The sequence below is a fragment of the Chitinophaga sp. 22308 genome, from assembly GCF_052045305.1.
Lineage (GTDB): Bacteria > Bacteroidota > Bacteroidia > Chitinophagales > Chitinophagaceae > Chitinophaga > Chitinophaga varians_A.
The window spans coordinates 253,480-280,391 of record NZ_JBQEOP010000006.1; the positions used below are offsets into that span (position 1 = coordinate 253,480).

Genomic DNA, 26,912 nt, shown 5'->3' on the forward strand with positions numbered 1-26,912 from the left:
GAATGAAAATTGTAAAAACGCTTATTCCTATCGCCATTCTTTTGTTTATATCAGTCGCTTATGCTGTTGCTAAAGACACTACCGGCATTTTACATCAACATAAAATTGACCTGAAGGCCAAACAGTTTTTTCTCTTTTCCTATTTTACAGGACAGGCGGGAGGAGCACACCTGGCATTGAGCACTGATGGCCTGCATTGGGCACAATTGAATGCCGGACGGCCTGTTATCACTCCACAGGTAGGTTCGGAAAAACTAATGCGTGATCCCAGCATTCATCATGGCAGGGACGGTGTTTACCGGATGGTGTGGACATCCGGCTGGAAAGGAAAAGACATCGGTTATGCAGCGTCGTCTGACCTCATCCACTGGAGCGAACAAAAAACCATCGAGATTGGTAAAGGTATTGACAGCACCAACAATTGTTGGGCGCCTGAGATTTATTTCAATGAACTAAAAGGCGAGTACATGGTTTACTGGTCTTCGAATATCGGGCCATGGAAAAAAGCGGGCTCCGAAGGCAGGATATATTATGTCACTACTAAAGATTTCAAAATATTCAGCGAACCCAAAATATTATTCAGGAATGGTTTTCCTGCAGGTGGCGCGCCCGGGAACAACGGGCCGATAGACGCATTTATCTTCAGGGACAAAAATAAATATCTCCTGTTTTATAAGAAAGATGACAACAGCCGCGTCCCTAATGTATACTACCGTACCGGGAAAACGCCGGAAGGCGGCTGGGGTGAAGAATCCGGCCCTATACGGCCATCAACGGGCGATGAAGGGCCATCAGTTGTAAAAATAGGCGACCGGTACTGCATGTTTACAGACCCCTTTGAAAGTGACTACGCGTACGTATTTATCAGTAAGGATTTAAAGGACTGGCAAAGGGAGGTAACAGATCTGAAAATGTCTCATGGCACCGTACTGGAAATATCCAGGGAAACAGCTATCCAACTACTCCGGCACGACAGTACCGTGAATGATGATACAAATTCAAAAGCCCTTTTGCAGCGACAGAATCCCTTTGGCCATGCGCTGGTCCCTGATATGATTGCCGATGCCAGCATCCAGGAAATAAACGGTACCTTCTACTGTTACGCGACAACAGATGGATATGACCAGGGACTGAAGACATCGGGGCCGCCGGTAGTATGGAAGTCGAAAGATTTTGTTCACTGGAGTTTTTCCGGCACTTACTTTCCCGCTGCTATGGGGCAGAAATATTGGGCGCCCAGCAAAGCTATTGCCGCCAATGGCGTTTACTATATCTATCCAACAGTGAATGGTTTTATTTATCCGGCCGTTGCCGCCTCTCCGGACGGACCGTTTAAACTGGCAAAAGGCGTTGACAGCTTTTCCGCTACTTTCACGCCGGCCACCCTGTTACAATCCAAAGATCCCCAAGGCCCTGCCGGTATCGATGCGGAGGTTTTTATTGACGATAACGGGCAGCCCTATATTTTCTGGCAACGCCGGTTTGCTGCAAAGCTACAACGGAGCATGACAGCTATTGATACGGCTTCCGTCATTCAGATTGCCACAAAGCGGCCTGGTTATTCTGAAGGCCCCATCTTCTTTAAACGCAATGGAATCTATTATTACCTGTATACGCTTGGCGGCGATGAAAAATACCAATATGCCTACGGAATGAGCAGGACATCCCCACTGGGACCGTTTGAATTTCCTGCAAATGATATTATAGCCACTACCAGTTATGAACGGCAGATCTTCGGCCCCGGCCATGGCTGCGTGTTTAATGTGCCCGGCACAGATAATTACTATTTTGCCTATCTGGAATTTGGCAGGGGAAGCACTAACCGGCAGACCTATGTAAACAAGCTGGAATTTAATGAGGACGGGACCATCCGCCCCGTTGACCTGACGCTCGACGGGACAGGCGCCCTCCATCCCTTGCCTCCTGAGAAAGAGATCGATGTCATCAGTTCAAAAGCATCCAGCGTTCGTTCCGATATGATCATCAAACCCAATAAGGATTCCCTGTTTAAAAGAACAGAATCCTTTTCGCCGCAGTTTGCTTTCGATCATGCAAACGGCTCCAGGTGGATGGCTGCCGCCGAAGATGCAACACCCTGGATGATCGCGGACTTAGGCAAACTGCAACCTGTCAAACGCAGCGAAGTGTATTTTGTCAGGCCCACTGCCGGGCATGCATACACGCTGGAGTATTCTGCCGACGGCAAAGTATGGAAACCTTGCGGTGGACATCAGCAGGTAATGGTACAATCGCCGCACATCGACAACCTGAACATCAAGGCCCGTTATTTACGTGTAAAAATCCTGCATGGGCTCAATGGTATCTGGGAGTGGCATATTTACTAAATATCAATGGTTAAATTTTCAGATGGATCGTCTTATATTTTTATTGCTCCTGCTTTGCCTGCAGTTATCAGGTGTATGTTCTAAGGCGCAAATGACCGGCAACTGGGGTGACCAGGGAAACGGAACCTATGTGAACCCTGTGCTACCGGCAGACTACAGTGATCTTGACGCCATACGCGTAGGCGATGACTATTATGCCATATCTTCTACCATGCAGTTTTCGCCCGGCATGGTGGTGCTGCATTCCAAAGATCTCATCAACTGGGAAATTGCAGGCCATGTGGTGGATGATCTGACACGAATCAGTCCGCAATTGAACTGGGACCGGATGAACAGTTATGGCAGAGGCATATGGGCCGGTTCCATCAGATATTACAATGACAAATTCTGGGTGTATTTTGGCACACCTGATGATGGCTTTTTTATGAGCGCTGCCACCAGTCCCGCAGGGCCCTGGGAACCTGTTCATCATTTATGGAGCGTCAGTGGCTGGGACGACTGCTGTTCGTTTTGTGATGACGACGGACAGCTCTATTTTATTGCTACCAATTTTGCTGTTGATCCTAAAAACAATAAGAAATACAACATTCATTTGTTCAGGATGACGCCAGACGGGAAGCGCCTCATCATGGAATCTGATTCCATCATACATCAGTCCAATGGCAGTGAAGCAAACAAGCTGTATAAGATCAACGGGCTTTATTACCATTATTTCAGTGAAGTAAAACCGGAAGGCCGCGTCATCATGATGGCACGATCGAAAAATATCTACGGCCCATGGGAGACCCGGCAATTAAATCACGTGGACCCCAAAATGGACAGGGAACCTAACCAGGGCGGGTTATTGCAGACACCTGCAGGCAAATGGTATTTCCTCTCGCACCATGGCAGCGGCGGTTGGGAAGGGCGTCCTGCCAGTCTTCTCCCTGTCAGTTGGATAAACGGATGGCCGGTCATTGGCAAGCCGGACGCCGATACGATAGGGCGTATGGTCTGGAGCGGGCCCAAACCTATATCCGATAAAAGAAAAATTTCCATTCAGGGCAGCGATGAATTCAATACCGGAAAACTAAACGTGCAGTGGGAATGGAACTATCAGCCACGCGCCGGAAAATGGTCATTAACAGCGCGTAAAGGTTACCTTCGATTGTACGCATTTACGCCCGTCTCTGCCAGGAAACAGGCAAACGTTATACTCCGGGCAGGAAACACGCTTACGCAACGCAGCATGCGCACGCCCAACAACACTGCGACCGTAAGAATCGATATCAGTCATATGGCAGACGGCCAGTTCAGCGGATTAACACATTTTTCAACCACCAGCTACAGTTTATTTGGCATCAAACAGGAGAATGGAATACGGACTTTAGTATATGACAACAATGGGAAAGATACTTCAGGCATAACGATCAGCGGGGAATCTGTCTGGCTCCGGTCAACATGGGGCACTGAAGGAATAAGTCAGTACGCTTTCAGCACCGACGGGAAAACCTTTAAGACCGTGGGGAATACTTATCAACTCACCTGGGGCAGCTACCGGGGAGACCGCATCGGTATTTTTAATTTCAACACCAGGGAAGACAACGGGTACGTGGATATTGCCTGGTTTCGGTATGACTACAGGAAGTAGGACGAAATGAAAAAATATTCATCTCTTCCTTTTTGTTTGTCGGTTATCATTTTTATATTTAATCCTCAAGATGCTAACCACGATGATAAAAAAACACTTCCTCTACGGACTTCTCCTGTTGATACCCTCTGTACTTCACGCCGCGATCAGGCTGCCATCACTCGTAGGCAACAACATGGTACTACAGCAAAACGACAGCGTAACCATCTGGGGCTGGGCCGGCCCTTCTGAAAAAGTTACCGTATATACCGGCTGGGATAATAAAACAGCCACGGCCACGACCAGCGGAGACGCAAAATGGTCTTTGAAAGTGCATACCCCCGCAGCCGGCGGCCCTTATGAAATAAGGCTCAAAGGCTCCAATGAGATCGTACTGAAAAACATCCTGATCGGTGAGGTGTGGTTGTGCTCAGGCCAGTCGAACATGGAATTCAGCTACTACAATGGTATCCGGCAAATAGCAGCAGAACTGCCTGTTTGCAGCAACAATAATATCAGGTTCTTTAACATTCCTAAAACCACGGCCGTATATCCGCAGGATGATTGCCAGGGTGCCTGGGAAGTATGCGACAGCAATAGTCTGAAGCCATTCAGCGCAGTCGGATATTTTTTCGGACTGAAACTACAGCAGACGTTGGGAGTACCGGTAGGTCTTATCAACGCCAGCTGGGGAGGCACACCGGCAGAGGTATGGGCGCCGGAGCGTCTGGTAACTAGTCAGCCGCAACTTGCTGAAGCTGCCGCCAAACTGTCTCCCGCCGCCTGGTGGCCGCATCAGCCAGGTTACGCCTATAACGCGATGATAGCGCCGCTTCTTCCTTTCAATATAAAGGGAGTTATCTGGTACCAGGGAGAAGCAAATGTAAAAACGGCTACCACCTATGCCCCGCTGTTCACCGGCATGATCCAGGCATGGCGTGATGCATGGCATAAACTACTGCCCTTTTATTATGTTCAGATAGCACCATTCACCTATGACAAGGACCCCGAAGCTGCATTGCTTCGTGAGGCGCAGGCCCGCAGCAGCGCCCTTCCCGGCACAGGCATGGTAGTAGTGTCCGACGTAACGGACAATGTGAAAGATATTCATCCGCAGGACAAAAAAACAGTCGGCAACAGGCTTGCCAACTGGGCGCTTGCAGAGAACTACGGCAAAACAGGATTTGCCTGGAAAAGCCCCGCATTCAAAGATATAAGCATCCGTAACAACAAAGCAGTGGTCCGTTTCAGTAACGTACCCTCCTCTCTCAAAATCAATGGCAAAGCACCGGTTGCGTTATACGTAGCCGGCGCGGACAAAGTTTTCCACGAAGCGTCCGTGAAGGTGGAAAAAGATGCGCTGATCGTATGGAGCCCCAAAGTGGAAAAACCGGAAGCGGTGAGATATGGTTTCTCCAACACCGCTATCGGTAATATTTTTTCTGCGGAAGGACTGCCTGTCGGGCCTTTCCGTACGGACAACTGGCCGGTGGCACAATAGCAAGTAGAAATAGCCGGGCTGCCCAGAGCCTACGGGGCTTTGAGAAGCCGTACTTCCATGATGCCTGGCGCAGTCTTGCCTGCGGCAGCCCGGAAAACTACCTTTACCACGCCAGCGGAAATCATCCTCCCGGGGATGTCCACTATTGCCACCTGTTCGCCCCCGTCGTGACTGGCTTTCCCGCATAAGTCCACCAGGTTGGTGTTTCCAACAATCACACTGCCACAGTCCTCCGCATTGTTATAACGGTAACGGATATACAATTGATGTTTTCCGGAGGAAGCTGCCTGCAACGTATAAGCAAACGACTGATGTGCCACCCTGAAATGCTGGTCACCTGAAACACCGGCACTGCTGCCTCCGTCCTCAAATTGATGGTCAGCCTCCGGTTGTTGTTCACCCGCATACACGCGGTCAATGGTCAGGCTGTCCAGGCGCTGCCTTTCATCACTTAGCGGCCCCGGTGGCCTGCCGTTCCCGCCTTGGCCTGCATAAGGCCAGTAAAGCATATACCGGCTGTCATGTATGCGGTAAAAGGGTATCAGTTTGAGGTCCCTGACGGCTGGGCCGGAAATAAGACCGCTCATCGTAAATTCCAGTGCATTACCCGTACGTTGCAACGCCACACGCCCCGGACCATTTAGTTCCAGCAAGGGGGCTGTCTGTATCGGGCGCAGGCTACCGCGCGCAATATGTCCCCAACGGCTGGTATCGGCATGCAGCCCTGGCATATCGAACGTGTCTGTGGCAGCAGCCAGCACGAGAGGACCATATAAAAAAGAAAGCCAGTGGCTGCCGTCCGGCAGGCCTTCTGTATATGTTTCCATTGGAAGATGGACCTTCAGCACATCCCCGTTTTTCCACGTACGACGGATAAACAAATAACCCGATGCACTAATGTCAGACCTTACATGTTGCCCGTTAACGGTAACGGTTACACTGTCTTTTACCCATTCCGGCGCGCGCACGGCTATCGTTGCCAGCTGCGGCTTTTTCAAAGTAACGCTCAGCGAGGAGAAATCTTCCTGCGGGAAGCGGGTCTCCTGTATCAGTGTCATCGCTTTGTTTTTCCAGTGTAATACCGAGGGAATAAACAGGTTCACATAAAGCGAGTCGTCCGAATGGGCGTAAATCAGTTCTGTAAATTTCCCATGATTTTCCAGTCCCGTCCCAACACAGCACCACATGGCGTTCTGAGGGGTTGAATATACCCGGTAGTGCATGGGGCGTATGGGAGTGAAATACACGAAACCGCCGTTGGGATGTTGGGAGGAAAGGATATGATTATAAAGCGTGCGCTCATAATAGTCTATAAATTTCCGGTCAGGGTTGTGCAGGAAAAGTAGCCTGGTCAATTTCAGCATGTTATAGCTGTTACAGGTCTCCGGTCCTTCGGGGCTTTCCAGCATGGCCCGGAAATTATCCGCAGCATGGAAATGTTCACGTACGCTGTTGCCGCCTATGGAGATGCTTCTGTGCGATACCACCGTGTTCCAGAAGAATGCCGAAGCATCTTCCAGTCCTGCGTCATGCCCAGCCATCCCGGTACGCATAAAACCAACTACTTTGGGGATCTGTGTATTGGCATGTAATCCTGTAAGCGCATCGGTATGTCTGCTGAGCGGGTCGAGCAATTTCCGGTGGGTAAAGCGCCTGGCCATATTGAGCCAGCTGGTATCGCCGGTTTGCTCTGCTACTGCGGCAAAAATCTCGTTCATTCCTCCGAATTCCGTTTGCAGCATCAGCTGCATCTGTTCATCGCTGAGGTTTGCTGTCACATTCCTGCTCCAGCCGCAAAGCCGTAGCAACATGTCACGGGCCTGGGTGCTGGCAGTGAGCGTCCAGGCGTCCAGCAGCCCGTTCATCGTTTTGTGCACGTTATACCAGGGCACCCATCTTTGGGTGACTGCCTCTCCCCTGCCTGCTGCCACCTGCGTCCAAACCTTTTTCCCATCCGGAATACCGCCCAGGTAACCATCGCCGTTCTTCGCCTGGCATTTTTCCAGCTGGTCCAGCATATAATGCAGCCGCCGGAGATAAACCTCCTTTCCGGTAGCGGCATACATCAATGAAAGCGCCGACAGGTAGTGGCCACCAATATGTCCGTTCAGGCCCCCGCTCTCCCAGCTGCCATAATTTTTTTTTTCACAGGGATGCCTGCATCCTGCTGAAAAGGCGCCAAAAGGCGGTCCGGGTCCATAGACAAAATATATTTTTCGTCTGTTCGCTGCGCATCCAGGAAAGGCCCTGACAGCAGCCTGACCTGGCCCGGAGCAAATGTCTGCAATCTGCCCGGCTGATGCTGCTGTATAAAAATCTGTTGAGCGAACAAATACAAGTTACGGTCCCATTCCGTATTGTCGTGACCGTTAGTGTCCACGTTCCAGACGTGTGGCATGCCTATCCCGCTGAGATACTGATGCGCCTTTTCGCTGATCCCGAAGAGGCCATCTTTATTTCCGCATCCTATCCATAATAATTTCAACTGCTCACGGGCCGCCTTAAGATCCGGAATAAACGGCACGTTGGTATACATACCGCCAAACTTGTTGGTGTTAGGCGCCGACGAAAAACCGCCTACATAGGCGAACGTTTCCAAGTGATACAAACCGATGTTCAACGACTGGCCGCCGCCCATTGACAGTCCTGCCAATGCACGGTGTTCACGGTTGCTGATAGTGGAATAATGTGAATCGATGTAGGGAATGATATCTTTCAGCAGGTCCTCTTCAAATGGTTTCCCGTAGCCTTCAAACCCGTCCGCTCTCCCCGACCGGCCGGATGATGCAGTATCCGTTACCGTTAGCCTGGTATCACAGTTCGGAAAGACCATGATCACCGGTTGCATTTTACCATCTGCAATGAGGTTGTCGATAACATTATCTGCCTGGCACCATTCTGTCCACTGGCGGTAATCCTGTCCCAGGCCATGTAACAGGTACAGCACCGGATATTTCCTGTTTTCAGTATAGCCCGGAGGCGTGTATACGCTCATTTCGCGGCGTTTACCGAGCGTTTTGGACGGGTACTGCACAACCGTCATTTTTCCATGAGGTATATTATTACGCTGCAGGTTAAAGCCAGCAGGAGGATCAGGGAAAGTAGGCACTGTACCTGCTTTTGAAGAAGCATTATCTGCCTGTGCCAGGCAGATATGACAGAACACCGTCAATACAGTCAAAATATACAAACATCTGTTACGCATTATCTTTTTTTTACCGTTATTTTTAACAGCATGGTGCATGCTGGTTTTCTAAAGACGAAAAATCTGTTCCATCAACACCCATTTCTCTCCTTCTTTTGCCCAGGGCAATGGTTGCTGGAACTTCCACATTAATTGTTCCCACTCCTGTACTTTCGGGTTGGCCGCGTCAGATGCAGCTTTTGCCGTCTCGTCATACTGTTCATTGGTTTCCATGATCATCAGTAAACGGTTTCCCGTTCTGTAAATTTCCATCTCTGTGATTCCTGCGTCCAGAATGCTCTTTTTTATTTCCGGCCACCCGTTTTCCGCTTTGTGCCAATATTCATACTCTTCAATCAGCCGGGGATCATCTTTTAAATCGAGCGCCAAACAGTGTCTTTTCATATTTTTTAAATAATAGTTGAAACCAATAATTTTCCGTCTTTCTGTATTACACGATGGCCTTTAAAACCGAAATAAGCCACCACCAGGAAACAAATCAATGGTATGATGTAACCATATTGAATATTGCCGGTCACATCGCTGATGTAGCCAAATAACCGCGGCAGGATAGCCCCTCCCACAATAGACATAATGATCAAGCTGCTTCCAAACTCTGTATCTCCACCCAATTCTTTTATACCAAGGGCAAAAATGGTCGGAAACATGATAGACATAAAAAAACAGATGCCTATTACAGCGTAAACCGTAACCATACCTGTTCCCCAGATGGCCACCAGGCAAAGAAAGATATTCAGCACAGCGTATACTGCCAGCATCCTGGCTGAACGGAAGTATTGCATGAGGTAAGTACCGATAAATCTCCCCAGCAGGAAGGCGAATCCGCACAAACCCAGGTAATCAGCCGCCGATACCGCTGTTATGCCCGCAGCCTTTGTGGCGTAAAGAATGAACAGGCTGAACACACAGACCTGGGCGCCTACATAAAAAAACTGGGCTATGACGCCCCATCTCAGGTGATGATGCCGGAACGCATGAAAAATATGTTTGCCGGCCGGTTGCTCTTCATTTGTCTGGATGGCCGGCAGACGCGTGAAAGCGAAAATGACCGCTATCAGCACCAGGACGCTTCCCAAAATAAAATAAGGTATTTTCACCGTGGCAGCTTCCGCTGCAAGTGCCAGCCGGCGGCCTTCTTCCGTCATCGCACTTAATTGCGCCGCCGTATAGTCTTTAGTAAGGATAACACGGGCCCCGATCACAGGCGCCAATGTGGTGGCCAGTCCATTAAACGACTGCGCCAGGTTCAGCCGCTGCGTGGAATACGCCGGATCGCCCAGCGATGAAGCATAAGGGTTGGCCGCTGTTTCCAGAATGGTCAGACCACAGGCAATGATAAACAACGCAACAAGGAAAAACACATACTGCTGTGTATTGGCAGCAGGAATAAAAAGAAACGATCCCAGCGCAAAAACCAGCAGCCCGCTGATAATGCCTGTTTTATAACCGTATTTTTTCATAATAAACCCCGCCGGCAAAGCCATGAGGAAATAAGCTACAAACACGGCAGAATCCACCAGGGTGGCCTGGACCGTGGTGAGCGTAAATGATTTCTGCAAATGGGGTATCAGTATCGGGTCGAGGTTATGCGCAAATCCCCACAAAAAAAACAGGCTTGTTATCAGTATAAACGGGAATAGTGTCTTTTGGGTGGCCATATGTGAGCATAGTTTTGCAGAAGCCGGGGCTGACAGCAACACTACTGCCACCCCAATCAACTGCGTTGTTACAATAGGAGATACAGGAGCATATGCCTTAAGCGATAGCCCCCTCAATTTTCAATACAAATGCCTCTTTGCAGGGTGGCTGTTCCGGCAATTGCACGGTAAGGCCGCCGGGGGTCTGTTGAAATTTCAGTGCGCCGGCTCCCAGCATGCTCACCTGCTGCACTTTTCCAGCCTGGTCACTGGCCCGCAGCGTCTTTACCAGGGCGGTATTGTTTGCAGGCCATCCTAACAGAAACGCATAAAGTGTTTTACCCTTCGTGGTAAAACGGATATCTTCCGCGATAAATGGTTTGCCTTTCCCTTCATTAAAACCCTGCGCATTCAATGCCACTGCAGACTCCATAGCAGGCCCTTCGCCAAATACTTTCCATGGCCGTGTACCGTAGATAGCCTCACTGTTGACCTGCATCCACGCAGCTATCTGTTCAACGACGGCACGCTCTTCACTGTCAATAGAGCCGTCGCCACGTACCGGGATATTCAGCAGCAGGTTACCGTTCTTACTTACCACGTCTGCCAGGGTATGTATCACTGTTTTAGCGCTTTTATAGCGCTTGTTATCAAACAAGCGCCGATCATAGTGCCAGGCGCCGATACAAGTATCCGTTTGCCAGGGCAGCGGTTCTATCTCATTGCTTTGTCCCCTTTCAATATCCCATATCATACATTTCCGTTGCTGCTCGTTCAGCACCTTACAGAACAAAGCGGCTTCCAGTTTTCCATGTCTTTTGATGCTGGTATTGTAGAGATGTGCTGCTATCTTCAGCCCTGCATCGCTTATCGGCCAAAGCGGCAGCGCACTGTCGTCGAAATAAACGAGTTCAGGGCCGTACTTGTCAATGAGTTCAACAGTCCGGTTTAAAAAATTTTCGCAGTAGGCCTTATCGGGTATGCTGGCACCATTCCCCCAGTCCCAGTGCCTCCCCATACTTCCGTTATCCAGACTGTCTTTGCTTAACGGATGGTTTTGCGCATATAATTCCTGGGGATCGTAACCACGCCACCAGCTGTTACCGCCATCGGATTTAGTCAGTTTGCCATCATAGGGCACGCCGGCATACGGTCCGCTTTTATCGGAACGCTGCGCCACCTCATACCACGTCCATGCATGGGAAGCATGTACCGTTACTCCAAAAGGCAAGCCTTCTTTTTTGGCAGCCTTTGCCCAACCGCCTATAATATCTTTTTTAGGGCCCAGCCTGGTAGCATTCCACCGGTGGTATTTACTGTCGTACAAATCAAAATTATCGTGGTGATTGGCCATGGCCATAAAATACCTGGCGCCTGCTTTTTTGTATAAGGCCACCAGTTCTTCCGGTTGCCAGTTCTCAGCCTTCCATTCATTGATGACGTCTTTAAAGCCAAATTTTGACGGGTGGCCATACTTTTGGATATGGTATTTATATTGGTCGCTCCCTTCCTGGTACATTCCCCGGGCGTACCAGTCACCGCGCTCCGGCTGGCATTGCGGTCCCCAGTGGGCCCAGATGCCGAACTTTGCATCACGGAACCAGTCAGGTACCTGGTATTGGGCCAGCGATTCCCAGCTGGGTTGGAATGGACCGGATGCCATACGTGGAATAGAAAGCGATTTCAGCGGGCTGTATGCATAAAGATCAGATAAGTACAGGGATGACAAGCCCGTCGCTAAACCTTTGATCAGCGTTCTTCTTTTCATGGAATTTATATTTACCGGGCATCACCACCAGCAGGCGTCAACTTTTTGCAGGCAGCCTTCAATGATGATGACAACTAATAATCGATCAATCAAACTTACTTCGAAATATTTACCAAACATTTGGCTTAATAGGACTTTCTTTTATACAAAACCGACTATTTACTGCTTATTTTTATGGTAAAATCCTAACATTGGAAGAACAATGGCCATTGTAAAAACAAATAACAGCGTTTCTGAGAGACGCTTCAATCCAGGTTGTTCAATCAAATGTACCACATGATTAAAAGAGCGCTAAAACAGACATTTACGTTATTGAACGTCGACTATGTGAAGCTGGACGCCAGGTGGAACTACAGAAATGTGATCAGTCCATATTTCAGGATATATTATATTGATGCGGGAACAGGCGAAATATGGGATGCCTCGGCACAGGTGAGGCTGGAAGCCGGCTTTCTTTATATTATACCGAGCTTCACCTTATGTAACCTGATATGCCCTGATTATCTCAGTCAATATTTCGTCCAGTTCTTTGAAGAGTCGTCAGACGGCATTTCACTGTTTGAAAATAACAGGGCCATCATGAAGGTAAAAGCCACCGACATTGATATACTGAATTTCAGGCGCCTGTTGGAAATAAACCCGGGCCGGGGCATTAACCGCTCTGACGACCCGAGCGTATACGAAAAAAATGTTTTCTACAAAGAATACCAGGAACTGAATAACCGTCAAAGCCTGTCGGTATTCACTGAAACACATGGCATTCTTCTCCAGCTGGTGTCGCGGTTCCTGACCCAGGAGACATTTAAACACATGGACACCGGACAGGTGCCGGCAAAAATCCTGAATATCATCAGCTATATTCAACTGAACCTGAACCGCGACTTATCGGTAACACACCTGGCGAAAAAAGCGAACCTGCATACGGACTATTTTTCGCGCCTTTTCCAGCAACACACCGGAGAAAGGCCAGTCAAATATGTACATGAAAAAAGAATAGAACGGGCGCAATACCTGATGCTGACAACCCGGCTGACTTTTACCGAAATTGCGGCGCAAACAGGTTTTGACAACGTCTTCTATTTCTCTAAAATCTTCAAAAAAATAACAGGGATATCACCGGGAACATATAAAAAACAGATGAACACTATCGGGTCCGGCTAGTCTGAAACAGGTATTCAGAACGCATTTTCCTCTCCTTTGATCGTATTCCGGACCGTTAAAAATATAATGCGCAGGTCCAGGTATATGGACCAGTTTTCCATGTACCAGATGTCGTGCTCAATTCTCCGGCGCAGGTGCGCTTCGTCCGTGACTTCGCCACGCAGGCCGCTCACCTGGGCCCATCCTGTAATTCCGGGTTTCAGGAAATGACGGACCATATACTGTTGTATAATACGGGAATATTCTTCCGTATGCCTCAGCATATGAGGGCGTGGCCCTACAACTGACATGTGGCCCATCCAGACATTCAGAAATTGCGGCATCTCATCCAGGTTGGTTTTCCGGAGTATGCGGCCTATACGTGTAAAACGGCTATCATGGCGCGTCGCCTGTTTAGCATCAGCGTCCTTGTTTACATACATGCTTCGTAGTTTCAGGCATCGGAAATTCTGGTTATTACGGCCGGTACGGTACTGCACAAAAAACACAGGGCCCGCGGATTCCAGCCTGATCAGCAATGCCAGCAAAGGAATCAGCCAGCTCAAAATAAAGATGATCACCAGGCTGCTGAATACAATATCGAATACGCGCTTGCGTATCCGGTTGGCAATATCATCCAGCGGCTCGGCCCGCAGCGATATGATGGGGATGTTATTGAAGTAGTCCACAAAAATCTGCCTGTTTACAAACAATTTAAAATCCGGGACAAAGCGGAAATGGATCAGGTTTAATTCTGCTTCCCTGGCCAGCGTATACAGGTACGGAAATTTTTCGGGCGACAAAGTAGAATAGATCTCACGGATATTATTAGCCTGTGCATATGGCACACAAGCCGCCAGGTTGCCGATTACCGGGTAATAAGAGAGTTCATGCACATTATGCTGGTCTTCAAAATAGCCTTCAAATTTGAGATTACTGTTATCTTCCAGCAATTTGCCGGCCAGTTCTTTCGACAACTCGTTATACCCCAGTATCACCACTTTTTTTTCCACTCCCCTGCGATGCATGATATGGCTGGTAACCCGGTAAAAGGTCCAACGCCCCATTAACACTACCAGGATAAATCCCGTGCAGTACATCAGGATAAACAGGCGGGAATACAATTGTTTGGAGAAGAAAAGGAACAACAACAGCAACAATAAGTACAGCAGAATGCTCTGTGCGGTTTTCCGGGTGATACGGTCAAAGGACAATTGCTGGCTCAGAAAATATATGCCTGTGGTATACAGCGCCACCATCCATGAGAGATTGGATGCCGCCAGGAAAATATCCACGTTGATATCCTGCATGCGGTCATATCGCCGCAGCCAGAAACTGATGAGGTAAAAAAGGACATTCAGAGAAATAAAATCCAGTGCAATCAACTGGACGCTGCAAATCTTAAGGTACCGGTTCAACATAAAAAAGAGATAGTTGATCAATAATAGCACTATGCCACCTGTTCTTTAAAGCGCGCCATTACACCTGAAATGGAAAGATGGGCTGCCGCATAATCGCGTGCATTTCTGGCAATATCTGCCGTGTTTTGTGATATGGCCTTACCGATGCCGGCCTGCAAGGCTTCCTGGTTTTCGGCATCTACCAGTATCCCGATATTATGCCTGCTCACCAGTTCGTGCAAGCCCGTGCCGGAGTTGGCAGTGATCAGGGCGATGCCGCCTACTGCCAGTATGGTGCTCAGCTTGGAAGGCATTACCAGGTCACTGGCATGCGACTTTTGGATCACCAGATGCACATCTGCCATATTCAGGAACTGATTAAACTGCCCCGCAGGTTGCAACGGCAAGAAAGTGGTATTTTTCAGTTGCAGTTGTTCTGCCATTTGTTCCAGCCTTGCTTTATAAGGCCCTGAGCCACAGATAAGGAACCGGACATCCGGCTGGTGCTGCCATGCTGCGGCCGCATGTAGCAACGATTCCAGCCCCTGCTTCTCGCCTATGGCCCCTGAATACAAAACAATCTTATCGGTGGCCGCAAAGCCAAATGCTTCTTTCAGGGCTTCCTTACCGGTTAACGGATGGTACCTGGACACATCCACCCAATTGGGGAAGAAAAGGACCTCCCTTCCGGTTTTATCGCTTATTTTCCGGATCATGCCGTCCGCAATACTGCTGACATGATCTGCACTTCGAAAAATGAATTGCTCCACTTTCAACATCGTGTTGATAAGGCGTTTAGACCGGATCATTGCCAGGTCCCTTGCGGCTTCTATCTGCAGGTCCTGCACATGGTATACGAAAACAGCGCCGCGTAGTTTCCTGTACAATACAGCCAGCAGGCCCAGGTGAAACGGTGGGGCTACTGTGATCACGATATCGAATTTTCGCCGGAATACCAGTTGCATTACTTTAACAAACGCTGATGCGGCAAACGAAACATCCTGCAACATCCGCTTCTTTCCGGAAGGGTTGGCGGGCACATACTGCGGGCACCTGTATACCGTGATGTTCCCGGCCGTTTCTTTGCTAAACCAGTTTCGCATACGGTCATAGGGCGGCTGGACCTTCCATTGCGGATAGTAGGGATAGGTGGTAATGACCGTACAGTCGCAGCCGTTGTCCGCCAGCCAGCCGATCATTTCGCCGTTGTATTTTCCAATGCCGGTTGGCTCCGGTGAGAAATTCCCGCTTATCAGTAATACTCGTTTACGCATATACGTTATATTTAAATCTTACATTTTCCAGCTCCACAGGACACCCAGTAAAAACCCTACATTGTTGGTCAGCTGTCCCTGGTCTACCGCCAGCGATGCTGTGAGCAGCAAGCCTTTCCCGGGCAACTGGTATTGCAGCTCCTCCAGGGTATACCATTGCCGCTTTGCAGGCGTAAACAGGGCCGGGTTGGTATAAGTGCCATAGTTTTGTGTATAGGTGATCAGCGTCTTGCCGGATAATTTCCCCATGAGGCGATACTGGAAGCCGATATGCCCGCCCACAATACGGTTATTGATGATGTTGCCGCCTTTCCCGCGGAGCGAATCCTTTGGCAGGTCCCAGTCCAGTGGTTTTACACCGGTAAAATAATGTTGCGCCCTGTACCTGTCTGTAAACAGCGGTGTTCCAATGATAGGCTCATGATAGTCCCAGCCGGTCAGGTACACGCCGTTGTTATAATAACTTTCCCTGAGGCGTTGCAGGTAGAAGTCGTTCGACTGCCGGGTATAAATAAACTCTGCCACTATTTTACTTAGCCAGCCACCGGGCTTTTTGTTGGTATAGCTAATGCCAAGCAACCGGTCGATGTTCCGGATATCGATGCCCTGGCCTGATTCAAACGGCGTCTGGTGATAGAGGTGCAGCGCCAGTTGCTCATTCTCCCAGTCGATACCTCCCTCGATGACACCACGATGATCGCCTGGCCGGTTGGGTTGTATATTCGCATCGCCTACTGTGCCGTCGTCTTTTGTTTTCACGAGCAATACATCCATAAACCCTTGCCAGTTCCGGGTGATGGCCGGAAGGTCCTTGCGGCTGCCACCCCAAACGGCATAATGCTGTATGCCGCCAAATAATTTGAGCTTGTTTTTTCCTATGCGGAGATAGAAGTTTTTTTCATGCAGCCAGGCGTTTTTAATGAACTGCTCTTTTCCCATCCAGCCATGGCTGATCAGCCCTTTAAACTGTAGCCATCCGTTTGTCCAGGGCACATTGGTGTATTTTGTTACTGCCAACCCTATCTTTGGGATAGGCAGCGCATTGCCACTGACTCCCAGGGAGCCGCTGCTCAGCAAGGGGTCTACTTCCCCGATAATCTCTTCATACCGCCCGGCGCGTATCTCCCAGTTCTTATATCCCGCTTTTATAAATCCCTGTTCAATAAAAGTGCTGCCAAATTGGTTGTTGTTATATACGTCCAGCCCCAGCCTGAGATAAAAACGCTCCTGCCATACCTGTTGCCCGGAGAACCCTACATGCGCCGACATATCACCCTTGCGGTCACTGATGGTCCCAAAGCGCTTCGACACCAGCCACAAGGGCATATAGTCTTTTGTCGCCACCGTACCGATGGCGCCGGCATGTACTTCAAGCGAGTCGGTGAGCCAATGTTGGCCCTGCAGCCGCCCCCACATGCATATAAACAATAACAAAACGGCACCTTTTTTCATATGGCCGCCATATTTAGGAAAGTGACAGGATGCGTTACCATTTCCCGCTTACGCACTGCTACGGCGGGGCTTCCGGAATAAATCAGCCAGGGCTGCAGATCTTTTGAAGCCAGGCTGTTTACCGTGAGCACACTGTGCGATCCGCAGGTGACGCCCGCAGATACTACAGCCATAGCGCCAATCCAGGCACCGTCTTCGATATGGATATCTCCGAGCCGGTAAGGGAAATCCGGCCGTTTATAATCGTGGTTCCCTGTCAGCAACAGTGCGCCCTGGGAAATACATACGTGATCGCCCAGGGTCACATCTGCCAGGTTATCGATCCAGACCCCTTCCCCCAGCCAGCAATGGTCACCAATGGTCAATCGCCACGGGTACTTGATCCGCACCTTTGTTTTTATGACCAGGCCTTTGCCTATTCTGGCGCCGAACAGCCTCAGCAAAGCACGTTTCAACACATATGGCCACGGGAAAGCGCTATTAAGCACATAATAGTTGCAGAAGTACCAGGCCAGTACTTTCCATTTCGGTCCGGCATAATAATTACCGGTGTTAAATGCCGCGAGATTGGTTGCCATATAATATCAGATATGAATGTTATAATCCTGTTTCAGTAATGCCATAATATCCTCCTTGCTTTCTCCTCCCTTCAGCTTTTGCTGAAACTCCTGCACATTAACGTCTACGAGCAAACGATACCAGTAGCCCTGCATAAAATGGAATAAAAAGCCTTTGTAGCCGTCCAGGAACCCACAGCGCAGCACATAGCGGAAAAGAAAATACATGGAGGCCCGCATCCCCGGCGATAGTGCAGCGTAAACCTTTTCCTTAAGGAACCGTTTGCGTTTGGCCTGCGATCCGTGTGCTTTCAACAAACGGTCGTCCGATTGCCAGAAACTGTAACGGATATTCAGCAGGTCCACCATTTCCCTGATGGCATAGTTGTTATGCTTATTTACCCACCAGTGGATAGAGTTCAGGTTGTCATCCACAATATGCTCATCGAACCGCAGGGTATTGCCATCAGACAATACGACATGTTCGTCCATCCAGCGTTGCTCAATGCTACCCACCCCGTTGCGCCAGATTCTCAGGAGCGTATGCGGGTAAAAGCCGCCGTACCGGATCCATTTTCCCTTAAACAATACCTTCCTGCGTATGTATATTCCCGTTATATTTTCCGGCATATTGTCCAGACGTGCGGCTATCTCCTTTACCAGTCCTGGTTCCAGGTATTCATCTGCATCCATGCGCATCACCCAGGGGGCTGTGATGCCCGCATGGTCCAACGCCCATTGAAACTGGTCCGCATAATTGACCCATTTACGCTGAAGCACCTTCGCTCCATAGCTTTCTGCGATGGCCACTGTGTCGTCAGTGGAAAAAGCGTCTACCACATAAATACTGCTCACTATGGGCCTCAGGCTACGTATACAGCGCGCCAGATGCAATGATTCGTTATAGGTGAGTATTATCACTGCCAATTCCATCTAATTACATTTTTCGTACAGTTGAACATAAGAAGACGCCAGCCTGGCATCATTAAAATCATCGCGGACCTGCCCGGGCGCATGGCGGGAAATATACTCCCGCCGTAATTTATCGCGGTAAGCTTCCTCCAACTGGCGGGTAATGGCCGCTACATTGTCTATCGGTGTAATCCAACCCAGGTTATGGTCCCGCACGTAGCCCGCCAATCCTACCTGGTCGCTGATCAACACGGGTGTGCCGGCATATAAGGCTTCTATGACCACGATCGCAAAGTTTTCATTACGGGAGGTGAGGGCAAAAAGGTCGGTGGCAGCAAGGAAATGAAATTTATCCTCATTGCCTTTCCACCCTACCCAGTCCACTTTGTCCTTCATATCCAACTGGGCCACCAGGTCCTTCAGTTCCAACACATACTTTTCATCGCCCGTGCCCGCAATCTGCAAACGGTATGGGAACGACACCCCTGAGAGCGCCCGTATCAGGAGGTCCAATCCCTTTTTGGGGTCCACGCGTGAAAGGAAGCTAATGGTGAAAGCGTTGTTATCATGGCGTGTATAGCTGTCCCCGGGAAGATGCACAAGGTTAAATACCTGCCCCCCTTCCCAGCCTTTATTTATCTGCTGGCACTCCTTCCATTCCATTTCAGAGGAGACATGCAGATAAGTGTTACGCAGCAGCTGTTTGCCCATCACCTTATGCAGCAGCTGTTTGCTACGGCTATTCCTGGCAGTGAGCACATAATCGCAGAACATACCGTGAGGCGACAGCAATGGTTTCAGTTTTTTCCACTTGCATATAAAGGAAGCGCCGATCACCAGGAAATTCCACCATGAGTGAATATGTATTTTATCGAACAGCCGTGCATTAGTCCAAACTGCCTTCCATAAAGCGGGCGACACATGTGTATGGTCGCCGGTGATCCGTTTAAAGTAGGTCACCTTTACGCCATCCACCATGATAGTGCTATTGGCTGGTATCTCCAGCTCCTTTCCGCCGTTAGCGGTGGTGGTGTAGACCTCAACGGTATGTCCCATCTGCGTCAGTTGTTCTGCCAGGCGGGCAATTACCACAACCGGTCCGCCGTACACATAGGCCGGCTTGTAGGAAGGAACAATGAAAAGTATCTTCATAAAATGATTATTATTGGATCATTGCATGCAGCGAATGCGACGCATTGTCAACCATGCCAGTCATCGTCAGGTTCTCTTTTACAAAGCGCCTGGCCTGCTGCCCCATGGTATGGATCTCATCATCGGAAATGGTACGCAGCGTATGCAGGCAGTGCTCCATACTCTCAAAGATCAACCCGTTATTACCGTCTTTGATGTAGCCGTATTCCACACATTGCAATATCGTTTCGCTACGTTTGAAAGTGCATACCGGCTTACCATAAGCCATAGCTTCCACGGCGGACAGTCCAACCCATCCTGGCTGAAAATAAAGATCTGCCAGGCCAAACAACTCCTGCTTCACCCCCGGGTCGTACACCGCGCCAAAGTCGATCACATGCGGATAACCGCTGAAGTCAGGTTTGTATTTTCCCGCTCCGATAATGACAAAGCCATATTCCGCCGGATCGGTTTCCGCAATGACTTTTAACAGCAGGTCAATGCGCCGTCCCGTTTCATTAAACCGGGCGCAGTAGATCAACACTCTCCTGGCGCGAACACCATACTTTTCCCGTAAGGCTGTCTTGTCAGGAAGAGGTTGTTGTATGATCTGTTCCACTTCCGAGATAGTATTATTCAGCGACACGGCATTCATGGCCGGGATGACCTGTCGCCATAACGCCATTTCACTGGCAGTATAGAACCAGGTGGCATCTGCCAGTTGTATCATCCATTTCAGCAGGCGGCTGGGCTGCTGCTCTTCCTGCACATACCTCTTCACGGAAATTCCGTGGCCCCAAAGCACCACCTTTTGTTTGAGGAAAGGTTTCAACAACAGGATTATCCAGGTAGATATATGTGCAAAGTTGAGCATCAGCACCAGCACCTTATAGTCTGATTTTAAAAGACGTAACGGGTTATAAAGTACAAAAGGCCCTATGCTCCAGGCAGGCAATGGTCTGACGGAAGTACTGCCGGCCGACAGGTTTTGCTTTTGCATTACTTCCGCTCCGTTGTAACAATACAGTTCAAACGGCGCCTGCTCGCGCAGGCGGTTAAAGAAATGCTCCCTGTAATGCGGCACCAGTGGCTGTACAATAGCTATCATACCAGCACGTTTTTATTTACATGAATAATACTGCTCACATCATATCCATAGATCAGCCGGCTGCCCTCGTGAATGGAATCGAAGGCCACCTGGCTGCCATCCCGCTTCCAGCGGGGATGCAGATCGCAGTGCAGCCCACTTCTGGTAAAAGCCATCTGTTCCAGTGAAAACGATTTCAGCACGCCCTCATCTACACCTTCGAGTAAACGGTCGGCCAGTTGCAGATCAGGTTTAGTATCGATCATGCGGTAGGTCCCTAACGTGGTTTTCTCCTGCGTGCTGTACTGGAAAAGGAAAAGCGTACGAATGCCGTGCTGGTCAGGATAGGTATCGCAAATCATCCAGTCGCGGTCGGCCGGGCAAAACATCGGATGCCCGTCTTCCGTGATGATATCCTTTGCCAGCATAGCCGGCACCGCATTATCTGTATCTTCCAGCAACAGCCAGTTAAAAGGCGCCACGGCCTTAGCGCCTTTCCCGCGGGTGTACAATAATTTTTTGAGCACTTTCTTCCCGTTGGCTATCAGACCAGCCGGCATCATCCTGTACAACAGTGAGCCGCGCAGTTTTTCAATACCGCTGCCGGTCCTGCCCCAGATGGCAATATGATTGTCGTCTTTCCAGTCGAAATGGCTGAGAAACCCGGTGGCCAGGCAGGTAAGCCCGTCACCGTCCGTACCTATGGTCATCAGCCGCGTGGTTTCTCCACCGTCTTTCAGCTTGTAACGGTGCAGAAAAGCCAGCCTGTTCTGCGATGGATTTAATAGCAGGTGAGTAATGTAATGATGCTGTCCCAGCGAAGGGTCCATCCGGTAATTAGCCGCTGCTGCAACAGAAAGCAGCAGCGACTGTTCACCGGTATAAATATTATGTATTGTAATGCCGGAATCCACAGGCGCATGGACATGCGCCTGTTTATCAGGAAGTCCGGTATAACCATATCCGCCTACCCGGAATAATCGCGCGTAATCCAACCCGAAAGCGATGCCCTTATCGGTGATCACATGTGCGGGCAACTGCAGGGTAGATACACATTTACCGGTATCTGCATCATAGATGCGTGATCCCCATTTGTCTTCTACACGATCATTCACAATAAAATTGTCTGTTTCGGCTATCCATTGCTGCCGCGCCCCCTGAGGATAATTATATGCGTAAGTATCGCCCAGCCTGCGGAATTGCCGTGCCGCATCGAAATAACCAATGCCGCATGCCACCCGTGGGTCCGGCGGCACCGTTATATCGGGCGCCTGCAAGGCCAAAATTTTATTCCCTTCAAAATTCCATGCCACCAGGTCATGGAACCCAAAAAAGAAATGACCTTCCCCCCTTGATAAAACAAATTCCTTTTGCATAACTAACGTGTTGTAATAAATAAAGAAGTATCCATGCTCCGCTCTCTGCGCAACAAATCGGCCTGACCAAAAATTTTGCTATCGATGCGCCTGACCACCTCGTCTTCCGACAGATAAAATTCAGTTACGCCCTGCAGCATTTTCATCAGCTCGGATTTTACCATGCCGGGAACAAGGAACTCCGCGCTGATACGATTACGGGAGAGCGACTTTATCTTTTCATGCAGGAATGATTTGCGGTACAGCTTTACCGTGGTGGCATTGATGTTATAAAGATTAACAGCAGCCAGCCAGTCCATCCATTTGAACTCCGAAACACCGCTGCCTTCCGTATGCGGCGTGGACAACAGGAACCGGTGCCAGGGAACTCTCAGCGCATCGGCGAGAATAGCGCCGTGCATGGCCTCTGCAATAACATACTGCGATGCAGCAATTTCCGCCAGCGTATGCTCCACTCCTTTTTCGGAACGCGGTGAAATATAGTTGAAGCCCAACCGGGAACAGAGACTTTCCCAGTCGAAGAACGGGACTGATTTAAAATACGGGATGACGCTCACCTTATACTTCTTCGGCATATGCAGGAACCTGTTAAAATCCGGAAGAAGACGGATGGCATAGGCCGCGTCAGCGATATACGGGAACTGGTTATTAAAAGCATATGCAGACAACGGTCCTCTGAGGAAACGGATATCCCAACTGCCGTCCAGCGGAAAGATTCTATGAACAGGCCGTACACCGGTACCAAACACGATTTTACGCCGCGTCGCCAGATCACGGAACAAGGGAGAACCATCAAACAGGATAGAACCTATGCCCAGGAATACATCCGGATCTTTTTCTTTTCCCATGCCAAACAATTTGGGCCAGAGCCAGCCGTTGAGGTCATCGCCAAAATTGCCTTTAGGGTCTTTATAATAAACGTAGTTCACGCTGGTACCATTTACAGGTTAGCAATACTTAATACTTTGGCCGTATAGTTACTGTTGATCCATTCGGTAAAGTCAATAGCACGTTTTTCCCAGCTATGCGCCTTCTTATCGGCCCCCCGCACTTCCAGGCCACCGGATGCCAGCTGGTTGATCAGTGCAGCCAGGGAGGCTGGTTGCCGGTTGTCAAAATAGCACCCGTCATTTCCAAATATCTCTGCCGGTTCTCCGACGTTGCAGGTAAACACGGGTTTGTCAAAGGGTATATACATATAGATCTTACTGGGGCAGCGGGCCCGGTCCTGTATGGTATCATTCAGCGGAGATATAAATGCATCCGCGGCCGCAAAGTAAGAGCTCAGTTCCTCTTCCGGCGTATAGCCAAGGAACTGTACCTGTTGCGTCAGCCCCTTTTCCTTCACAAAAGCCTTAGCCTCTTCCTGGTGGCGCCCACGGCCCAACAACAGCAGGATTACGTCCGGGCGCTCCCTGCTGATCATTTCCATTGCCTGCAGCATGGTAAACAGGCCGTAGTTACGGGTCAGCGTGCCCATGTAGATGAGCAGCGTTTTTCCGGCATAGGTGTCTTTTAACTCCTGGTAACGGATGCGTGGCGACTCCACCACTTCATTGTTAAACGCATAGGGAGAATAAAGGACAGGCAGTTGCTTACGAAGTAATTGTGCCGCTCTCTTTTTGTAAATCTTACAGAGATAACTGCTTGCGCACAGCAAGCCGTCGGCATATAATACTGACCAGTATTCCAGGGCCAGCATAGCATATTTGCGAAGACCACTGTTGTCCGGGATACCAGACGGTAGTTCTGAATGTTCGATGAGTATCTTTGGCTTGTGCTTAAGTTTGTTTTTCGAGATGCGGTTACGGAAGCTGAATGAGCAAAACAGCACGTAATCCGGCGCAATTTCATTTACCAGTGCGGTTTTCGTTCGTACCTCTTCTGCAACGGTGCCCGGGGGATAGTAATACACCTGCACTGCATCGCTGCACTCCATGGCTATACGCTTCCTGTTCTCCTCACTGTCCTGTGCAATGATCGTCACCTCCCATCCAAGTGCCAGGAGAGGGTTTGCCATGCCGATGGCCCGTTTCATGGTGGCAATGAACTTAATATCGCCAAGCGTAATGAAGCATACTTTCATAGTCGTTGTTTTTTCCGTTTATATTTCTGCTTCCGGAGTGAGGAAGCCCGTTGTTTCGTGTGTCAGCGCTTCAGGGGCCGTCCCGTTGTACGCCGGTAAGCACTCGTAGTAAGACCGTAACAGGATAGCGCCAATGGCCGGTATATTAAACCGCAGCTGTTGTAAGGGTGAAAACAGGAAAGTCCAGATCACGCCGATGGTCATCAATACCAGCACCGGGTAGAGCGCTGTGTCTGCGGCATTGCCGATCAGGTAGAATCCCATTCTCAGTAAAAGGACAAACACCAGCAACACAGCAATAAATCCCCCCAGCCCACAGTTCACCCAGGCGCCCAGCAAAATGGAGTGGCTCGGGATCAGGTGGTCGGTAGACGCGACCAGTTGCTCGTTCATTTCCTCATTCTGGTACAGCAACAGAATGCGGTAGTATTTCAGATTATCATCTTTTGCCCAGGAGCCATGGCCAAACAAGGGAGCATCGCTGATCGCGGCCAGTGCGGCAAATGTTTCTCCACGGCCTGTCATCAGCAATTCCAGGGGATTGTATGGATTGTCAAGCCGCTCTATTTGTTCTGATGCATGTTCGCCGCCCAGCTCATGGTTCAATACTGCATTCACATAACCCACATAGGCGAACTGAAATAATAACAACCCCGCTATACCAAACACCAGCAGCCTGTCGCGCGTCAGGTACATTCCGCTGTTGAAGCAGTAAATGATAATGGCGCCCAGGAAGAAGACCATCCCTGTGGAACGCGCATCTCTTGCAAAACACAGCAGACTGTATGACAAGAGCAAGGCCAGTACCGTCTTCCAGCGCCCGCTGCGGTACAGCAGGAATGACAGGATATACACGCCATAGGACAGGATAGGCACCATCTTGAACTTGAAGTAAGACATGTCTGTGTCGGCGTTTTCATCTGTCCATATAATATTTTTCAACAGGGTCATACAGAGGAAGAAGAAAATAATCTTATCATCTTTAAATGTTTTAAACAGGAAGAGGAATGATAGAATAGACATAACAATGGCGGCCCATCCGCGCATAAAATTTTCTGAAGGGCTGTTCACTACAAACAGGTCTGTGACAGCCTGGCAAATAAACAAAGCTGCCAGCGCGACAATGATCTTCCGGAACATGGGATAGGCTTTGAAATCACGCCTGTCGAATACAAACGGCGCCGACAACAGCACCATGATTTCGTTCAGCTTCAGCTGCCCTACCAGTGCTACATTTACGCCGCTAAGTAACGTATAGAGTGCTATCTTAAGCCGGTTGACCATAAACCTGCATTTTTCCGCGCAAGGCGTAGTTAATAATCTGATGCAAACGTTGTTTATTTACTTCCAGGCTGTATTCCCGCTGAAAATCCTGCTGCAGCAGGGCGCCGTTGTCTTTAGTGTCATCGAAGTTGAGCAGTGACTGTTTAAAGGCCGCCGGCTCATCGGCTACGATGAAGTGTTTGCTCTTTACGCCTTCCACCCCCTTACTGGTAGCGATAACAGGCGTTTTGAGCGCCATGGCTTCCAGGCATTTCAACCGGGTGCCGCTACCATGTATCAGGGGGATGATCACGGCGCTGGCCACGGAGATGTACCACTTCACATCATCCACTTTCCCAAAGGCCACTATATTCTGATACTCCTCTCTGCCGGTGATGCGTTTGAGCGCTTCCTTTGATCCCCGGCCCACCAGCCACAGGTCGTACCGGGCCGCCAGCTCTTCATCCCAAACATTTTCTATGAACCATTTAAGGCCGGCAAAATTCATGTATACACCGAAGTTGGCGGTCATTACCAGTACCCGTTGTTGTTTTTTCCCGGAGAGGCGATAATCCGCCTGGTCAAGAAAATTGGGCACTGTAAATACTTTTCTTTCGGGCAGGAACCGGGTATGATAAGCGTGGTCATCGTCGCTCACTACCAATACCGCAGCCGCCTTATTAAAGTACAGGCGCTCGTGCAGTTTTTCCATGCTGAACAACTGCAGCTTACGGACCCTGTCCAGTATATTGGCCGAGGGCAGCTGCCAGGTGATCATTGGCTGCGCATTATGCGTGCCCAGGACCACCCTGATATGCCTCGATTCAAAGAAAGAAATGTAGTGCCCCACAAACCCATAGTCGAGGAAAGCCACAGCGATGGGATAATCCTGGCATATCTTCCTGAACATTTCCAGTATGGCCGGTGACCGCTGGAAATATTGTTTACCGGTTATACGGGTCAACAGGTCAAAATCCTTTGTTTCATAAGTATAATAAGTGACGTTAGGAAGATGATAAGACTTCAGGTCTGCTTTTTCCACGTTCCGCACTACTGCTATTACCTCGTATCCAAGCTGCGACAAGGCCTTGATCAGGTAATAACTTCTGATCCTCTCTCCTCCGTTCTGCGGGAAGGGCGAAATATCCGTAAAAAATAGTATGTGCATA

21 protein-coding genes are annotated in these 26,912 nt (G+C 49.5%); 4 read left to right on the forward strand and 17 right to left on the reverse strand.

Annotated elements, in window-relative coordinates; translation table 11 throughout:
* Positions 1–2: 2 nt before the first annotated feature.
* From ACTJJS_RS24775 to ACTJJS_RS24785, 3 genes are all read left to right on the forward strand, one after another.
* Positions 3–2,345 carry a family 43 glycosylhydrolase gene (locus ACTJJS_RS24775; RefSeq protein ID WP_440665844.1) on the forward strand — a complete coding sequence of 781 codons (2,343 nt, stop codon included), beginning with the start codon at positions 3–5 and terminating at the stop codon, positions 2,343–2,345.
* Between the two features lie 22 nt (positions 2,346–2,367).
* A complete protein-coding gene (locus ACTJJS_RS24780; protein WP_440665846.1) occupies positions 2,368–3,975 on the forward strand; it encodes a glycoside hydrolase family 43 protein in 1,608 nt (535 codons plus the stop codon).
* 82 nt (positions 3,976–4,057) lie between these two features.
* Positions 4,058–5,455, forward strand: coding sequence for a sialate O-acetylesterase (locus ACTJJS_RS24785; RefSeq protein ID WP_440665847.1), 1,398 nt, complete (start codon positions 4,058–4,060; stop codon positions 5,453–5,455).
* Positions 5,456–5,484: 29 nt separating this feature from the next.
* Here ACTJJS_RS24785 and ACTJJS_RS24790 read toward each other — a convergent pair whose 3' ends face one another.
* From ACTJJS_RS24790 to ACTJJS_RS24810, 5 genes are all read right to left on the reverse strand, one after another.
* Positions 5,485–7,668 carry a beta-L-arabinofuranosidase domain-containing protein gene (locus tag ACTJJS_RS24790; protein WP_440666257.1) on the reverse strand — a complete coding sequence of 728 codons (2,184 nt, stop codon included), beginning with the start codon at positions 7,666–7,668 and terminating at the stop codon, positions 5,485–5,487.
* Positions 7,563–8,660, reverse strand: coding sequence for an alpha/beta hydrolase-fold protein (locus ACTJJS_RS24795; RefSeq protein ID WP_440665849.1), 1,098 nt, complete (start codon positions 8,658–8,660; stop codon positions 7,563–7,565). The genes ACTJJS_RS24790 and ACTJJS_RS24795 overlap by 106 nt, the downstream gene beginning before the upstream one ends.
* Positions 8,661–8,708: 48 nt before the next feature.
* Positions 8,709–9,044, reverse strand: a complete 336-nt coding sequence (locus ACTJJS_RS24800) for an L-rhamnose mutarotase (protein WP_343746300.1) — start codon at positions 9,042–9,044, stop codon at positions 8,709–8,711.
* Positions 9,045–9,049: 5 nt separating this feature from the next.
* Complete coding sequence (gene fucP, locus ACTJJS_RS24805) at positions 9,050–10,318, reverse strand: L-fucose:H+ symporter permease (RefSeq protein ID WP_440665851.1); 1,269 nt, start codon at positions 10,316–10,318, stop codon at positions 9,050–9,052.
* Positions 10,319–10,415: 97 nt separating this feature from the next.
* Positions 10,416–12,065 (reverse strand): alpha-L-fucosidase, encoded by a 1,650-nt coding sequence (locus ACTJJS_RS24810; protein WP_440665852.1) that lies wholly within the window; start codon positions 12,063–12,065, stop codon positions 10,416–10,418.
* A gap of 276 nt (positions 12,066–12,341) precedes the next feature.
* Between ACTJJS_RS24810 and ACTJJS_RS24815 the strand changes: the two genes are divergently transcribed.
* Entirely contained in the window at positions 12,342–13,226 is an 885-nt protein-coding gene (locus ACTJJS_RS24815; RefSeq protein WP_440665854.1) for a helix-turn-helix domain-containing protein, read from the forward strand.
* A 14-nt stretch (positions 13,227–13,240) separates the two neighbouring features.
* Here ACTJJS_RS24815 and ACTJJS_RS24820 read toward each other — a convergent pair whose 3' ends face one another.
* Genes ACTJJS_RS24820 through ACTJJS_RS24875 form a run of 12 tightly spaced genes read right to left on the reverse strand, consistent with a single transcriptional unit; the run spans position 13,241 to position 26,911 of the window.
* Positions 13,241–14,626, reverse strand: coding sequence for an undecaprenyl-phosphate glucose phosphotransferase (locus ACTJJS_RS24820; RefSeq protein WP_440665856.1), 1,386 nt, complete (start codon positions 14,624–14,626; stop codon positions 13,241–13,243).
* Between the two features lie 29 nt (positions 14,627–14,655).
* Positions 14,656–15,879, reverse strand: coding sequence for a WcaI family glycosyltransferase (locus ACTJJS_RS24825; protein WP_440665857.1), 1,224 nt, complete (start codon positions 15,877–15,879; stop codon positions 14,656–14,658).
* A gap of 18 nt (positions 15,880–15,897) precedes the next feature.
* Positions 15,898–17,331 (reverse strand): capsule assembly Wzi family protein, encoded by a 1,434-nt coding sequence (locus ACTJJS_RS24830; RefSeq protein ID WP_440665859.1) that lies wholly within the window; start codon positions 17,329–17,331, stop codon positions 15,898–15,900.
* Complete coding sequence (locus ACTJJS_RS24835) at positions 17,328–17,909, reverse strand: WcaF family extracellular polysaccharide biosynthesis acetyltransferase (RefSeq protein WP_440665861.1); 582 nt, start codon at positions 17,907–17,909, stop codon at positions 17,328–17,330. The genes ACTJJS_RS24830 and ACTJJS_RS24835 overlap by 4 nt, the downstream gene beginning before the upstream one ends.
* Before the next feature lie 6 nt (positions 17,910–17,915).
* Positions 17,916–18,821 carry a glycosyltransferase family 2 protein gene (locus tag ACTJJS_RS24840; RefSeq protein ID WP_440665863.1) on the reverse strand — a complete coding sequence of 302 codons (906 nt, stop codon included), beginning with the start codon at positions 18,819–18,821 and terminating at the stop codon, positions 17,916–17,918.
* Positions 18,822–19,952, reverse strand: a complete 1,131-nt coding sequence (locus ACTJJS_RS24845) for an XrtY-associated glycosyltransferase XYAG1 (protein ID WP_440665865.1) — start codon at positions 19,950–19,952, stop codon at positions 18,822–18,824.
* A gap of 10 nt (positions 19,953–19,962) precedes the next feature.
* On the reverse strand, positions 19,963–21,039 hold the full coding sequence (locus ACTJJS_RS24850; protein ID WP_440665867.1) for a glycosyltransferase: 1,077 nt from the start codon (positions 21,037–21,039) through the stop codon (positions 19,963–19,965).
* Positions 21,036–22,394 carry a hypothetical protein gene (locus ACTJJS_RS24855; RefSeq protein WP_440665868.1) on the reverse strand — a complete coding sequence of 453 codons (1,359 nt, stop codon included), beginning with the start codon at positions 22,392–22,394 and terminating at the stop codon, positions 21,036–21,038. The genes ACTJJS_RS24850 and ACTJJS_RS24855 overlap by 4 nt, the downstream gene beginning before the upstream one ends.
* 2 nt (positions 22,395–22,396) lie before the next feature.
* The gene (locus tag ACTJJS_RS24860; RefSeq protein ID WP_440665870.1) at positions 22,397–23,323 is read right to left on the reverse strand and encodes a polysaccharide pyruvyl transferase family protein; all 927 of its coding nucleotides are present in this window, start codon (positions 23,321–23,323) and stop codon (positions 22,397–22,399) included.
* Between the two features lie 11 nt (positions 23,324–23,334).
* Positions 23,335–24,480, reverse strand: coding sequence for a glycosyltransferase family 4 protein (locus ACTJJS_RS24865; RefSeq protein ID WP_440665872.1), 1,146 nt, complete (start codon positions 24,478–24,480; stop codon positions 23,335–23,337).
* Between the two features lie 18 nt (positions 24,481–24,498).
* The gene (locus ACTJJS_RS24870) at positions 24,499–25,764 is read right to left on the reverse strand and encodes a hypothetical protein (protein ID WP_440665874.1); all 1,266 of its coding nucleotides are present in this window, start codon (positions 25,762–25,764) and stop codon (positions 24,499–24,501) included.
* Positions 25,748–26,911, reverse strand: a complete 1,164-nt coding sequence (locus ACTJJS_RS24875; RefSeq protein WP_343746289.1) for a glycosyltransferase family 4 protein — start codon at positions 26,909–26,911, stop codon at positions 25,748–25,750. The genes ACTJJS_RS24870 and ACTJJS_RS24875 overlap by 17 nt, the downstream gene beginning before the upstream one ends.
* Position 26,912 lies beyond the last annotated feature (1 nt).

Coding starts and splice junctions, on each gene's coding strand:
- ACTJJS_RS24835 (WP_440665861.1), bottom strand. CDS start 17,909: ATGGCAACCAATCTCGCGGCATTTAACACCGGTAATTATTATGCCGGA.
- ACTJJS_RS24780 (WP_440665846.1), top strand. CDS start 2,368: ATGGATCGTCTTATATTTTTATTGCTCCTGCTTTGCCTGCAGTTATCA.
- ACTJJS_RS24815 (WP_440665854.1), top strand. CDS start 12,342: ATGATTAAAAGAGCGCTAAAACAGACATTTACGTTATTGAACGTCGAC.
- ACTJJS_RS24810 (WP_440665852.1), bottom strand. CDS start 12,065: ATGAAAAGAAGAACGCTGATCAAAGGTTTAGCGACGGGCTTGTCATCC.
- ACTJJS_RS24775 (WP_440665844.1), top strand. CDS start 3: ATGAAAATTGTAAAAACGCTTATTCCTATCGCCATTCTTTTGTTTATA.
- ACTJJS_RS24800 (WP_343746300.1), bottom strand. CDS start 9,044: ATGAAAAGACACTGTTTGGCGCTCGATTTAAAAGATGATCCCCGGCTG.
- ACTJJS_RS24870 (WP_440665874.1), bottom strand. CDS start 25,764: ATGGTCAACCGGCTTAAGATAGCACTCTATACGTTACTTAGCGGCGTA.
- ACTJJS_RS24830 (WP_440665859.1), bottom strand. CDS start 17,331: ATGAAAAAAGGTGCCGTTTTGTTATTGTTTATATGCATGTGGGGGCGG.
- ACTJJS_RS24865 (WP_440665872.1), bottom strand. CDS start 24,480: ATGAAAGTATGCTTCATTACGCTTGGCGATATTAAGTTCATTGCCACC.
- ACTJJS_RS24825 (WP_440665857.1), bottom strand. CDS start 15,879: ATGCGTAAACGAGTATTACTGATAAGCGGGAATTTCTCACCGGAGCCA.
- ACTJJS_RS24820 (WP_440665856.1), bottom strand. CDS start 14,626: ATGTTGAACCGGTACCTTAAGATTTGCAGCGTCCAGTTGATTGCACTG.
- fucP (WP_440665851.1), bottom strand. CDS start 10,318: ATGGCCACCCAAAAGACACTATTCCCGTTTATACTGATAACAAGCCTG.
- ACTJJS_RS24845 (WP_440665865.1), bottom strand. CDS start 19,952: ATGAAGATACTTTTCATTGTTCCTTCCTACAAGCCGGCCTATGTGTAC.
- ACTJJS_RS24875 (WP_343746289.1), bottom strand. CDS start 26,911: ATGCACATACTATTTTTTACGGATATTTCGCCCTTCCCGCAGAACGGA.
- ACTJJS_RS24785 (WP_440665847.1), top strand. CDS start 4,058: ATGATAAAAAAACACTTCCTCTACGGACTTCTCCTGTTGATACCCTCT.
- ACTJJS_RS24850 (WP_440665867.1), bottom strand. CDS start 21,039: ATGATAGCTATTGTACAGCCACTGGTGCCGCATTACAGGGAGCATTTC.
- ACTJJS_RS24855 (WP_440665868.1), bottom strand. CDS start 22,394: ATGCAAAAGGAATTTGTTTTATCAAGGGGGGAAGGTCATTTCTTTTTT.
- ACTJJS_RS24795 (WP_440665849.1), bottom strand. CDS start 8,660: ATGCGTAACAGATGTTTGTATATTTTGACTGTATTGACGGTGTTCTGT.
- ACTJJS_RS24840 (WP_440665863.1), bottom strand. CDS start 18,821: ATGGAATTGGCAGTGATAATACTCACCTATAACGAATCATTGCATCTG.